The 12,712-nt window shown below is 65.0% G+C and carries 12 protein-coding genes and 1 riboswitch; of the genes, 2 read left to right on the forward strand and 10 right to left on the reverse strand.

The features are described 5' to 3' along the window. Positions 1-135 precede the first annotated feature (135 nt). Complete coding sequence (locus tag EWM57_RS03095; protein WP_317128155.1) at positions 136-663, reverse strand: GNAT family N-acetyltransferase; 528 nt, start codon at positions 661-663, stop codon at positions 136-138. Positions 664-778: 115 nt separating this feature from the next. Between EWM57_RS03095 and EWM57_RS03100 the strand changes: the two genes are divergently transcribed. Continuing rightward, positions 779-2,893 (forward strand): alpha-ketoacid dehydrogenase subunit alpha/beta, encoded by a 2,115-nt coding sequence (locus EWM57_RS03100; RefSeq protein ID WP_129919669.1) that lies wholly within the window; start codon positions 779-781, stop codon positions 2,891-2,893. 125 nt (positions 2,894-3,018) lie between these two features. Here EWM57_RS03100 and tamL read toward each other — a convergent pair whose 3' ends face one another. Both tamL and EWM57_RS03110 read right to left on the reverse strand, forming a co-directional pair. After that, positions 3,019-5,022 (reverse strand): translocation and assembly module lipoprotein TamL, encoded by a 2,004-nt coding sequence (gene tamL / locus EWM57_RS03105; protein ID WP_129919670.1) that lies wholly within the window; start codon positions 5,020-5,022, stop codon positions 3,019-3,021. Further along, positions 5,019-5,522, reverse strand: coding sequence for a hypothetical protein (locus EWM57_RS03110; protein WP_129919671.1), 504 nt, complete (start codon positions 5,520-5,522; stop codon positions 5,019-5,021). The genes tamL and EWM57_RS03110 overlap by 4 nt, the downstream gene beginning before the upstream one ends. 32 nt (positions 5,523-5,554) lie before the next feature. On the opposite strand from EWM57_RS03110, the gene EWM57_RS03115 reads away from it, so the two are divergent. Further along, positions 5,555-6,298 (forward strand): TrmH family RNA methyltransferase, encoded by a 744-nt coding sequence (locus tag EWM57_RS03115; RefSeq protein WP_129919672.1) that lies wholly within the window; start codon positions 5,555-5,557, stop codon positions 6,296-6,298. A 97-nt stretch (positions 6,299-6,395) separates the two neighbouring features. Here the strand turns inward: EWM57_RS03115 and EWM57_RS03120 are convergent, their stop codons facing one another. The 7 genes from EWM57_RS03120 to EWM57_RS03150 form a co-directional block, all read right to left on the reverse strand. Then, positions 6,396-7,535 carry an outer membrane beta-barrel protein gene (locus EWM57_RS03120; protein WP_129919673.1) on the reverse strand — a complete coding sequence of 380 codons (1,140 nt, stop codon included), beginning with the start codon at positions 7,533-7,535 and terminating at the stop codon, positions 6,396-6,398. A gap of 21 nt (positions 7,536-7,556) precedes the next feature. Beyond that, positions 7,557-8,372 (reverse strand): hypothetical protein, encoded by an 816-nt coding sequence (locus tag EWM57_RS03125; RefSeq protein WP_129919674.1) that lies wholly within the window; start codon positions 8,370-8,372, stop codon positions 7,557-7,559. Next, positions 8,353-8,931: an RNA polymerase sigma factor gene (locus EWM57_RS03130; protein WP_129919675.1), complete on the reverse strand. Its 579-nt coding sequence runs from the start codon at positions 8,929-8,931 to the stop codon at positions 8,353-8,355. Before EWM57_RS03130 ends, EWM57_RS03125 begins: the two co-directional genes overlap by 20 nt. A gap of 286 nt (positions 8,932-9,217) precedes the next feature. After that, entirely contained in the window at positions 9,218-9,583 is a 366-nt protein-coding gene (locus EWM57_RS03135; RefSeq protein WP_129919676.1) for a CoA-binding protein, read from the reverse strand. A 176-nt stretch (positions 9,584-9,759) separates the two neighbouring features. Then, positions 9,760-11,328 (reverse strand): NAD(P)/FAD-dependent oxidoreductase, encoded by a 1,569-nt coding sequence (locus EWM57_RS03140; protein WP_129919677.1) that lies wholly within the window; start codon positions 11,326-11,328, stop codon positions 9,760-9,762. A gap of 111 nt (positions 11,329-11,439) precedes the next feature. After that, positions 11,440-11,847: an acyl-CoA thioesterase gene (locus tag EWM57_RS03145; RefSeq protein ID WP_129919678.1), complete on the reverse strand. Its 408-nt coding sequence runs from the start codon at positions 11,845-11,847 to the stop codon at positions 11,440-11,442. Between the two features lie 181 nt (positions 11,848-12,028). Then, positions 12,029-12,225, reverse strand: a riboswitch (cobalamin riboswitch). A gap of 111 nt (positions 12,226-12,336) precedes the next feature. Then, positions 12,337-12,645, reverse strand: a complete 309-nt coding sequence (locus tag EWM57_RS03150; RefSeq protein WP_129919679.1) for a hypothetical protein — start codon at positions 12,643-12,645, stop codon at positions 12,337-12,339. Positions 12,646-12,712: the final 67 nt, after the last annotated feature.

A 12,712-nucleotide genomic window follows, 5' to 3' on the forward strand; every position in this document is an offset into this window, starting at 1 on the left:
GTTGACGCGGGAGTGGGTTCCGAGAGCCGGATGACAAAGATACGTGTTTTGCCGGCGCATAAACGGGAGGCGTCGTCCGGCCGGGGCTGGCCCGGCGGCTGGCCGGGGAGGAGAAAAAGAGTGGCTCTGCGTCGTCTAGACTTCCGCCGCCAGCGGCTTTTCCAGTACCAGCAGCACCAGCGGCTGCCGGGGCAGGCCGAAACGCGGGTCGGTGGGAAAGTCCTCGGTGGCGCCGGTGCGGTGGTAGCCGTGCCGTTCGTACCAGGCCAGCAGTTCGTGCCGCACCGAAATAACGGTGATGCGCATCCGGGGCAATTGCCGCCGGCGGGCGTAGTCTTCGGCCGCCGCCAGCAGCTGCTTGCCGAGCCCTTGTCCCTGCCGGGTAGGCCGCACCGTGAGCATGCCCAGATACAACGCGTCGGGCTGCTGCTGCAAATACACGGAACCCAGCAAAACGCCGTTTTCGTCGCGGCCGAGCAGGATCACGGCATTGTCGGCGGCCAGCATCTCGCGCAGGGCCGCCGCGTCGGTGCGCTGCCCGCCCAGCAGGTGGGCTTCCGTGGTCCAGCCCTTCTCCGACTCGGCGCCCCGGTAGGCGCTGTTGACCAGCTCGGCCAGGGCGGGCGCGTCGGCGGCCGTGGCCGGGGTAAAGGTGTGCATCATGGCGCGAAGGTAGGGGCCGGGGCGCGGTTGGCAAAGAATGGCGCCGGCGCGAACGGCGAAGCATGTTGCTATCGTTGCGAAACCGTAATTTCGCCGTCTCAACTCCCGCTCCTTCATGCCCACGCAAACCACCCCCGCCCTGGAACCTTCCTTTATTGATTCGCACGCGGCCGTTGAGCCCGACCTGGGCACCCAGCTGCGGGCCTACGAGCTCATGCGCACGGCCGACGAGCTGGCCCGCCTCTACGAAGAAAACAAGGCCGTGACGGCCAAATACGTGCACGCGACGGCCCGGGGCCACGAGGCCATTCAGCTGGCCACCGCCTTTCACCTGCGCGCCACCGATTACGCTGCGCCCTACTACCGCGACGACGCCATGCTGCTGGGCCTGGGCCTGACGCCCTACGAGCTGATGCTGCAGCTCATGGCCAAGCGCGACGACCCGTTTTCCGGCGGCCGCACCTACTACTGCCACCCTTCGCTGCGCCGGGAGGGCTTCCCCGTGATTCCCCACCAAAGCTCGGCCACGGGCATGCAGGCCATTCCGGCCACCGGCCTGGCCCACGGTCTGCACTACCTCGAAAGTCAGGGTTTGCTGCAAGACGCCGCGGAGACGCCCGTGGTGGTGTGTTCCATCGGCGACGGGGCCATGACCGAGGGCGAAGTGGCCGAGGCCCTGCAAATGGCCGTGCTGCACCAGCTGCCCATTATTTACCTGGTCCAGGACAATGACTGGGGTATTTCGGCCACCGGCCGGGAGATGCGCGCCATGGATGCCTACGAGTTTGCTGCCGGCTTCAAGGGCTTGCAGCGCCTGCGCGTCAACGGAGCCGATTTTGGCGACTCCTACGCCGGCCTGGCCGCGGCCTTCGACTACGTGCGCCGCACCCGGGGCCCGATTCTGGTGCACGCCAAGTGCCCGCTGCTGGGCCACCACACCAGCGGGGTGCGCCGGGAGTGGTACCGCGGCGACAACCTGGCCGAGCACACCACCAACGACCCGCTGCCCCGCCTGCACGGGCAGCTGCTGGACCTGGGCGTGGCCGAAGCCGAGCTCCAGCAGCTCGGCGCCCAGGCCTGCGCCCTAGTCGAAGCTGATTACCAGCGCGCCCTGGCCGCTGCCAACCCCGATCCGGCCACCTTTGCCGACCACGAGTTTGCCCCGCCGGCCGTGACTGAGGAAGCCGGGGAACGGACTCCCGCCGGCGCCGACAAGGCCCTGATGGTGGACGCCGCCCTGCACGCCGTGGACGATATTCTGGCCGAGTTTCCCGAGGCCTTGTTCTATGGGCAGGACGTGGGCGGGGAGCTGGGCGGCGTGTTTCGCGAGGCGGCTCTGCTGGCCAAAAAGTACGGCGATACCCGCGTGTTCAACACCCCGATTCAGGAGGCCTACATCGTGGGCAGCACCGCCGGGATGAGCGCCGTGGGGGCCAAGCCCATCGTCGAAATTCAGTTTGCCGACTATATCTGGCCGGCCCTGAACCAGCTGGTGGAAGAGCTGTCGAAATCCTGCTACCTGAGCATGGGCAAGTTTCCGGTGCAGGCCCTGATCCGGGTGCCCATCGGGGCCTACGGCGGCGGCGGACCCTACCACTCGGGCTCCATCGAAAGCACCCTGCTCACCATCCGCGGCATCAAGGTGGTGTATCCGAGCAACGCGGCCGACATGAAGGGCCTCATGCGCGCGGCTTTCCTTGACCCCAACCCGGTTATTATGCTCGAGCACAAAGGCCTGTACTGGAGCAAGGTGCCCGGCACCGAGGATGCCAAAACCACCGAGCCGGCTGCCGGCTACGTTATTCCGCTCGGCCAGGCGGCCATTGCCCAGCAGGCCGACCCGGAAAAGCTGCGCCAGGGTGAAACCTGCGTCGTTATCACCTACGGCATGGGCGTGCACTGGGCCAAAACGGCCAGCAAGCAGTTTGCCGGCCAAGTGGAAATCCTGGATTTGCGCACCCTGAATCCCCTGGACTTCGAGGCCGTGCAGGCCGCCGTGCGCCGCCACGGCAAGGCGTTGGTCCTGACCGAGGAGCCCCTGCTGAATTCCTTCGCCGAGAGCCTGGCCGGGCGCATCCAGCGTACCTGCTTCCGCCAGCTCGACGCCCCAGTCTTCACCCTGGGCGCCGCCAACCTGCCCGCCATTGCCCTGAACGTGGAGCTGGAAAAGCAGATGCTGCCCAGCGCCGACAAAGTAGCCACCGCGTTAGCTGAGCTGCTGGGGTACTAGGTGGTGAACTTGTGAGGTTGTGAAATGGGGAGTTGACGTTCCATCCGCGCGAACGTCAACTCCCCATTTTTTGTGCGCCGTCGGTGCCAGCCACGCCGCCCAAACGACAACTCACCATTTCACCCTTAGAATGGGTATCCGATGCCGATGTTGAAGGCGGTCTGGTCCCGGGAGTTGGTCAGGCGGAAGTTGGGCAGCACAAACTTGCGGCCCAGGGCGGCCGGGTCGTACACCTTGGTGGCAATGTCGAGGCGCAGAATCAGGAAGGTGAAGTCGAAGCGGACGCCGATGCCCGAGCCCACGGCAAACTGCCGGTAGAACCGGTCGGCCCGAAACTGGGCGCCGGGCCGGTTGGTTTTCGCGTCCGACTGCAAGGACCACACGTTGCCGAAGTCGGTGAACACGGCTCCGTTGATGAAGTCGTAGACCGGGAAGCGGTACTCCACGTTGCCTTCCAGCAGCACTTCGCCGGGCTGCTCCAGGTCATAGTCGCGCACTTTTTCGCTGTTGGGGTCATTCGAGTCGGCCAGCTTGAGCGAGGTGTAGGAGCCCGGACCCAGGCGCCGCGGCTTCCAGGCCCGCAGGCTGGAGCTGCCGCCGGCGAAGAAATACTTGTCGTAGGGAATCACCGACAGCCCGTCGGTGGTGGTCAGGGCGTGGGCAATGCCGCCGTTGAGACGATACACGAAGTAGGAGCTGGTCCCGATCTTGGCGTAGCGGCGGTAGTCGGCGCTGAAGCGGGCAAAGTTGTAGACCGTCAGCCCGATGGCGTCCTGGTATAAATCACGGGTGAGGCCGCCGACTTCGGCAAACAGGCGCAGGTAGTGGGCGTTGCGGGTCTGGTTGAAGTCGTTGGAGTTGTAGAGGGAGGTGAAGTTGATGCTGGGCACAAACAGGTTGCCGAAGCTGCGCAGCAGCGGGGAGCCCTGCTCAGCTTCGAGCTGCTGGAGCTTGGCCCGGAAGTTGGGCGACAGGTTGGGCGTATTCACCAAGCTCAGGGAGATAGGCGTAAACACGTACTGGTGAAACGTGGACCGCTGCCAGATGTAGTCGTAGGTGGCCTCCAGGTTGGTGCGCGTGTACTCGGGCCGCAGCACGTAGGTGTAGGCCGCGTTGATGCGGGTGCGCGGGTTGTACTGGGTCAGGAAGTGGTTGGTGCGCCAGGGCACCAAGAACTGCGGCAGCACCAGGTTGGCGTTGGCCCCGAGCTGGGTCGTGTACACGCTCGTTCGGGACTTGTTATCGACCTGGCCGGTGCTGGTGTACTGGCCTTCGAAGCCCGCCCGCACCCCGATTTCGAGCACTTCCGCCCCGCCGAACACGTTCCGGATTTTCACTTTCTCGTTGGCGAAGGGCCCGACCAGATACGCTACGTAAGTCGCGCCGGCCTCGGTGGTTTCCTGGAATTTCTTGGCCGGCGAGGCATTCACCACCGCGTCGAGCTGGCGGCGGGTGGTGTCGCCGCCAGCCGGGGCGTTGCGCACCCGGAAGTAGTTCACGGTGTTGAAGCGGAACACGTCCAGGTTGCTGAGCTGGCGCTGGGTGAGCTGGGTGCTGGTCAGGCTGTAGGTGTCGCCGGGGCGCACGGTGAGCTTGCGGTCCAGCGTCTTGGGACTGATCTGGTGCTTGTAGGCCAGGTAGTAGATGGAGTCCTGCACGAGCGTGTCACGGGCCTGGCCGAAGCGGGTCACGCCGGCGTCGGTGATGACGCGCACCCGGCGGATGGTGTACTGGTAGTGGCGGCGCCCGGGGCCGGGGTCGGAGATAATCGTGCGCAGGCGCACGGTGCCGGGCGCAAAGCTGGTATCGGCCTCCAGGGTCACGTACTGCTGGCGAAAATCGTAGTAGCCCTGGTTTTTGAGCAGGGTTTCCAGCCGGTTCCGCTCGTTGCCGATGGCTTCCTCGTCGTACTGGTCGCCCACGTGCAGCAGCGAGGCCGGCTGGCTGGCAATAACCCGGCGGGCAATGGCCGAGTCAGCAATGTCGTAATCGAGCTGGGTGTACTTAAACGGTTGGTTTTCGGTCACGCGGTACGTGACCGTCACCCGGCGGTTATGCACCGTGTCGGGCCCGCCCAGCAGGCGGCCCAGCGAAAAGCGCCGGTCGGCCACGGTGTCGGTGGCCGTCACCCGGCTGCGGAAAAGCCCTTCGACTTGAGGAAGATGCCAATCTGCTCCACGGTCTTGCGGGTCAGGGCCGAGTCGTAGACCACCGGCGGCTCGCCGATGCGCATGATGGCGTTGCCCTTGTCGATGGTGCGCTGCAGGCGGCTGGTGCGCTTCTCGCGCCGGGCCAGCAGCCGGCCCACCTTCACAGAGTCGGGGCGGGCGGCCTGCAGGCGCTCATCAAACTCCTGCTGAATGCGGGTCAGCTTGGCTTTGAGGCGCTCCTGGTTGTAAATCGTGCGTCCCAGCTGGTAGATTGCTAGCTTTGGCAGCGGAAAGCTCGTATTTGGCTTTTGCTGGTAGAGGGCCGCAATCCGCTCGGCATCGGCTTGCTTGACGCCCTCGAGCCGCACGCGGCTGAGCAGTTTCTGCTTGGGCTCGAGCAGCCGCAGCGGCGAGCAGCTCACCACCCCCGCCAGCACCAGCACCCCGGCCAGGGCCGCAGACATTCTTACAGTAGACATAGCCCGATGCAGGGTAGCAGGCAACAGCGAATATGGTTTCAAAAGCAGTAGCGAAATATGTGCACGCGCTGCACCTGAAGAAATACCGGCTTCGGCACGGCGCATTCCTGGTGGAAGGCGGCAAAAGCGTTCAGGAGCTGCTAAGTTCCGGACTTCTAACGGAACGGGTGTTCCTGACGGCCGAGTTTGCGGCAAAAATCCCGCCGCTGCCCGCGAAGGTACCCGTTGAAATCGTAACGGAAGCCGATTTAACCCACCTGGGCACGCTGGCCAACAACACCACGGCCCTGGCCATTGCCCACCTGCCCGCGGAAACCCCGCTCCATCCGGCCCCGAACCAGCTGCTGCTGGCCCTCGACCAGGTGCGCGACCCCGGCAACCTGGGCACCCTGATCCGGCTGGCCGACTGGTACGGCCTGCAGGGCGTGGTGTGCTCCGACACCTGCGCCGACCCGTGGGCACCCAAAACCATTGCCGCCACCATGGGCTCCTTCACCCGCGTGGCCATCTGGCAGCGCGAACTGCCCGAGTGGCTCGACTCGCTGCCCGCCGCGCTGCCCCGCTACGGCGCCCACCTCGAGGGCGACAACGTGCACCGGCTCACGCTGCAGCCCGGCGGCGTGCTCATCATGGGCAGCGAATCGCACGGGCCCCGGCCCGAGGTGCTGGCCCGCCTCACCCAGCGGCTCTACAGTCCCGGCGCCGGCGGGGCCGAAAGCCTGAACGTGGCCGTGTCGGCCGCTATTCTGCTCGACAACTTCCACCGGGCGCTGTAAGAATAGCAGGCGTAAGGACGGTCAACAGAAAAAGGCCCGGCAGAAGTGTTTCCGCCGGGCCTTTTGGTGCGTTATGCAAGCCTAATTATTGCTTGAGCTAAATCGAGAAGCCGAAGCTCAGGGTCTGGGCCTGGGGGCCGCGGTTGTTCTTGAACAGGTCGCTCATCCCGTACTTGACGAACAGGTCGATGCCGCGCACGCCGATGGTGCCCTGCAGGCCGTACTGGAAGTCCTCCAGGTTGTAGCCGCCCTTGTCCTTGTCTTTGTGGTCGCGGCCGCCTTCGTTGTACTTGATTTTGGTGTGCGAGCCCACGCGGTAGCCCACGTAGCCGCCGGCTCCCAGGCGGAAGGCGTCGTGGCCTTTCTTGTTCTGGAAGTTGAGCATGGCCATCAGCGGCAGGTTAATCGTGGTTACGGCCAGCTTGCTTTTCTCCAGGCTCCGGTCGGTGGACGACACGATGCGCGTCGTGCCGGTGCTGTTGTCGAAGCGGGTGTTGTTGTCGAGCATGTAGTTGTTGAAGGCCAATTCGGGGCCGGTGCGCAGATACAGCGGCGAGCCTTTGGCGCCCAGGCGGATGTCGTAGTGCCAGTTCAGGCTGATGTAGCGCGAGCCGATGGGCTTCAGCTCGGGGGAGAGCTGGCCGGCGGGCGTCGACACGTTGGTCAGCGCATTCAGGCCCAGGTCCACGCTAAAATCATTTTTCACGGCCCGGTTGGCGCGCTCCTCTTTCTTGCGCTTGTTCTCGGCCGTGCGCAGCGAGTCGCTGCCGCCCTTGCCGAAGGTGATGTTCACCTCGTCCTTCTTGCCGTCCTTGCCCTTGTTGTCATCGTCGTCGTCCACGGTCACGCTGATGAAGCGGCCCACCTTGGTCGTGGTTTTGGTCGACTTGGTGTCTTCGGCCCGCACCGTGATGCGCACTTCCTCGGGGGCATTGGTGCCGGGCTTGTCCTTGGCGGGGTAAAACTCCATCGTGACGGCCTTGTTGCCGGCGTTCTTGCTGGCCGCATCGGCCTGGCTGATGTAGCTGTCGAGCAGAATCATCAGCGAGTCGAGGTGATAAGTGCGCAGCTCCTTAAGCTGGGCTTTGTTTTTGGTGATGAGCGTCATGGTCGCCTGATTAGGCAGCTTGACCATGATGGTGTCGTCGTTGAGGGGGCGGTTGGCGGCCTGGGTACGGCAAGGCGCGGCCAGAACTGTCAGCAGCACGGCTGCCAGCAGCGAGGAGAGACGTTTCATGACGAAAGGGGTTGTAAGAGCTTAGAGTTGAATGTCTTTGGTAGAAAGCGAGTGGTTGAGCACGTTGAGCGTCACCACGGGCACGTCTACTTTTTCGCGGACTTCCCGCAGGGCCACCGAGCCGGCTTTGCGCAGCAGACGGCCCACCAGCCGGCGCTCCTGTGGCGCGTCCGCCAGGGCGAGGGCTTGCTCGGGACGACCCCGGCGTACTTCCACTTCAATGGTCCCGGCCGCGGGAGCCGGCGCATCAGGGGCCACCGTTTCGGCCTTAGCCAGCCCCGACAAAGCTTTTTCTTCCTCTACCGGGCGTTCCGGACGCGCCGTGGTAGCGGTGGCAAAGGCGGCGGGAGCTTCCTGAGCCGGCGGCAGGCTGCGACCCGCGCGGGCGGCCTTGGCTGGTTTGGTAAGCGTGGCCGCAAAGCGGACCGGGATTTTTGACCGCTGCGCAATGGCTGCCTGGGGCGCGGCCGGGGCCGGAGTTGCTGCGGTCAGGGTTTCGGCCCGATTGGCTTCTGGGAGGGTAGATGGAGTCTGCCGGGGTGGGGTTGCCTGGGCTACCGAAGTTTTTTCGGCGGCGACCGGAGCGGCGGGAGCAGGAGCGGTGCTCTTAACTGCTGAGCCTGCCAGCGTGCCGGCGCCGGGCGTCTGCCAGAGCCAGCCGCCCCCGGCCACGAGCAGCAGCGCCACTACGGCGGCCGCGGCGTAGAGCCACATGGCGGGGCGCTTTTTAGCCGGCTTGAGCTCCGCTTCGAGCTGGTTCCAGAGGTAGGCCGGCGGGGCCGGGGCATGGTCGCGCAGTTGGTCGCGAAACAGCTTATCAATATCTTCCGGTTGCATAGTATTCTTTCGGTTCGGAGGTGGAGGAGGCGCTCAGGTTGGCTACCGCTAGGCGGCGCTGCAGCATGGCGCGGGCTTTACTGAGCTGGGATTTGGAAGTGCCTTCCGAAATGCCCAGCATCTCGGCAATTTCGGCGTGGGAAAAGCCCTCCAGGGCGTAGAGGTTAAACACGGTGCGGTAGCCGGCCGGCAGCTGAGCCAGTACGGCCAGCATATCGGCCGCGTTGAGCTGGCTTTCGGCCTCGGCCGGCGTCACGGCCAGCTCCACGTGGGAGTCGTCGATGGCCAGGTGCATGGGCTCTTTGCGGCGCAGCTGGCCCAGGGCCTCGTTCACCATGATGCGGCGAATCCAGCCCTCAAAGCTGCCCTCGTGCCGGTAGGAGTCCAGGGCCCGGAACACTTTGGCAAAACCGCCCAGCATCACTTCCTCGGCATCTTCGCGGTGGCGCAGATAGCGCAGGCACACGCCGAACATCATGCCCGCAAACTGCTCGTAGAGCTGCTTTTGGGCCCGGACACTGCCTTGGCGGCACGCGGCGATAAGTTCGGCTTCGGTCACGGAAGTAAGGGTAGTAGCAAACGGTAAAAAGCGGTTTGGAAGGCTAGATGCCAAAGTCCACGGGTAGGTTGCCCGAAGAATCTAAAAATTTATAAACAACCGCCGTGGTCTGGATCCTTGGGGCTGGCGCCAGGGCGTCAAACCGGCCTGGCAGCGAACTAGGTCCTGTAAAAGCACCAGGCCCCGACGCAGAAATACGCTGGGGCCTGGGGGTATAAAAGCAGCTGTTCGAATCGGGACCGGCGAAGTGTAGCAGGCCGTTTGCCCGGCCGCAGTAGCGGGGCGGCTAATAGTTGCCGATGCTGAGCATCACCAGCGTGCAGGCTTCCTCAGTGCGGATGCCGCGCTGCTGGGCCAGCTTTTCCAGCTCCGCGTTTTCGGTGCCGGGGTTGAAGATGATGCGCTTCGGGTTCAGGTCGAGAATGTAGTCGTACCAGGCGGGCTGGTTTTGCGGGCCCACGTAGAGCGTGACCGTGTCGATGCCCGATTCCGCGGGCCGGTCGGTGTGAATGTCGAGGCCGGCCACCTGGCCTTTGCGGATGCCCACGGGCACTACTTCGTGACCGTGCTGCTTGAGTTGGTGCACGGCGCGAAACGAGTAACGGGCCGGATTGTCGCTGGCGCCGAGTACGAGGGTTTTCTTCTGTGTCATTACTACGGATAAAAAGAGGATGCGCTTTAGGTCCTTGTACGAAACCTGGCGGCGCCCGGTCGGACCAGGCGGCCCTGACTCCCCGGCTCCGGGGCCAAGATTACGCCGGACCCAGAAAGCAGCCACTCAGCGCCCGAAGCAGCGCAAGCCGGCCCAGTTGCGCGCAATAACCAGCCTTACCGGGCCATCAGCGCGGCGGCTTCGGCGCACCGCTCCCCGTCCATGGCCGCCGACACGATGCCGCCGGCGTAGCCCGCGCCTTCGCCGCAGGGAAACAGCCCCGTAATTTCGGGGTGCTGGAGCGTGTCCCGGTCGCGGGGAATGCGCACGGGGGCCGACGTGCGGCTTTCCACGCCCACAATCTGGGCCGCATTGGTGGCGTAGCCGGGAATCTTGCGGCCAAAGTCGCGGAAACCCTGGCGGAGGCGGTCGGCGAGGGCCGGGCCCAGCACCTGCTCCATATCCACCGACACGAGGCCGGGCTGGTAGGAGGTTTCGAGCAGCTCCGTCGACACCTTGCCCTGGAGGAAGTCGCCCAGGCGCTGGGCCGGAGCCCGCTGGGTGTGGCCGGCCAGGGCGCAGGCCCGCTGCTCGATTTCCTGCTGCAGGCGCAGGCCCGCCAGCTCGCCGTGCTGGGCCAGGTCCATGTCTTCAAGCTCAATGGCCGTCACGATGCCCGAGTTGGCGAAGCGGGAGTCGCGGCGGCTGGGGCTCATGCCGTTTACCACCACTTCCCCGGAGGCCGTGGCCGCGGGCACGATAAAGCCGCCGGGGCACATGCAGAACGAAAACACGCCCCGCTGCTTGCCCTGCCACTGGGTTTGGTGCACCAGGGCGTAGGAAGCCGCCGGCAGCGGCCCCCGGTCCCGGAGTCGGTACTGGGCCTGGTCGATAAGCTGCTGGGGGTGCTCCACGCGCACGCCTAAGGCGAAAGGCTTGGCTTCGATGCGGACCCCGCGGCGGTGCAGCAGCTCGTAGATGTCGCGGGCCGAGTGGCCGGTGGCCAGAATCACGGCGTCGGCTTCCAGGGTTTCGCCGGTGGCCGTAACCACGCCGCGTAGGTGGTTTTGCTCCAGAATCAGGTCGTCGACCCGGGTGTCGAAGCGCACCTCGCCGCCGGCGGCCCGCACGCTGTCCCGCAGGGCCGCTACCACATAAGGTAGCTTATTGGTGCCGATGTGGGGGTGGGCATCAACGAGAATGTCGGGAGTGGCCCCGTGCTGCACGAGCAGGCGCAGGATGCGCTGAATGTCGCCTCGCTTGGTGGCCCGGGTGTAGAGCTTGCCGTCGGAGTAGGTGCCTGCGCCGCCCTCGCCGAAGCAGTAGTTGGAGTCGGGGTTCACCACGTGCTCCTTGTTGAGGGCGGCCAGGTCGCGGCGGCGGGTGCGCACGTCCTTGCCGCGCTCCAGCACGATGGGTTTCAGGCCGAGCTCGATGCAGCGCAGGGCGGCAAAGAGCCCCGCCGGCCCGGCGCCCACGATAAGCACCGAGCGGTGGGCCCGGCTCACGTCGGGGTACTGAAACCAGGGCCCGAAGGTGTCGGCCGGGGGCGGGGTCAGCCAGATATCGGCCCGCAGGCGCACCAGGGGCTGCCGGCCGCGGGCGTCGATGCTGCGCTTGCGCAGGTGCACGAAGTCGGCCTGACCGGGCACCAGGCCGGCCGCGGCGAGCAGGGCCCGGTAGCGGGCAAATTCGTCGTAAGCCACTTCGGGCGGAAGCAGCACTTCAATTTCTCTCTTGGACATAGGGCGAAAGGTGTCGAGCCTTTAAACCGAAAGGGGACGTGACCCGGCAAAGATACGGCGGAGCCCCGTACGAAGCCCCATCCTCCGCATCCGACCCGGGGCTGCCCTCAGCTAGTGCTGCTCGGCCCGGGCCCCGGCCAGGATCGAAACCGGGCGCTTGTCGGCGTCGATGGCCACGAAGGTAAATAGGCCCGACACGGCCTTGGTGCGCTCCTCGGAGTACATCTGCTCCACGAATAAATCCACGCGCACCTGCAGGCTGGTGTTGCCCACGCGCACCACGTTGCCGATCAGCTCGACGAGCGTGCCGCCGGGACTGGGGTGGGTGAAGTCGACCTTGTCGGAGGAAACGGTGACCATCTTGAGGCGGCTGAAGCGGGTGGCGCAGATAAAGGCCACCTCGTCCATCATATGCAGCGTGGCGCCGCCGAAGAGCGTGTCGTAGTGGTTGGTGGTGTTGGGAAATACCGCCTTGAAGATGCGGGTTTCGGCGCGGGCAATTTTCTCGGCGAGGCTCATGGCGCTAGGGTACAGGGGAGAAGGGCGGAAAAATTCCTTGGCCGGTTTCCGGGCCGCCCACTCGTCGCAGAGCACTCAATCGGGAAGGTGCCACCAGCCCGGGCCGGCCGCCGGGCAAGGGCGCGGCGGGGCCAGTAAGGGCATCAGCTCCCGATAAAGGCCTTGTGGCGCGAAGGCAACCTTATCACTAAGACGAAAGGCAGGTCTCCTGACTTGTAACATTTTCCCCGCCCTTCTCAGGCCGGCCGGGGCCGGCCCAATGGGCTGCTTGCGGGGGAAAACGGCGTGGTTACTTACAGTAGCGCGTCTGTCCGGGATTTGCACCCGGTTCCCTGTTAGGGGCGGTATTACCCGCCCACCTCTCGTCGTCTGATGGAAATCAAACCAAGAATAACGGCGGCGAAGGTAGCGGTTTTACCAGGGTGGGCCCAAACAAAAAAAGCTCCTTCCCGCGGTGGGGAAGGAGCCCGCTTGACTTAAGGCGCGGATTTATTCGGCCACCTCCGGCCGGCGCACCTCGCGGCCGTCCGTGCCTTTGGCAGTGCTCGAGCCATTCTTGCGGGGCCAGAACTCCTCCATCGATTGGTTGAAGCAGTTGAGCACCTGCGCCCGCACTTCGCCCGAGGAGTGGCGGAGCAGCGTGCCCAGCATGGCCCGGTACATTTCGGTGGTAACCTCCAGCCCTTTGGCACTTACCAGGCCGTGGTGGAGCAGGTCGCAGTTGGTCGCCACGGAGTTGGTGATAGAGTCGGCCAGGTCTTCACGAGCCTGGTCGGCTTCTTTGAATGATTGTTCCAAACGGGCGTTGATTGAAGAGGTGGACTTCTGATCCATTGTCGAAAGAGAAGGTTACGGTGTCGGTGGC

Origin of the sequence: Hymenobacter persicinus (genome assembly GCF_004167665.1) — a bacterium.
Classification (GTDB): Bacteria; Bacteroidota; Bacteroidia; order Cytophagales; family Hymenobacteraceae; genus Hymenobacter; species Hymenobacter persicinus.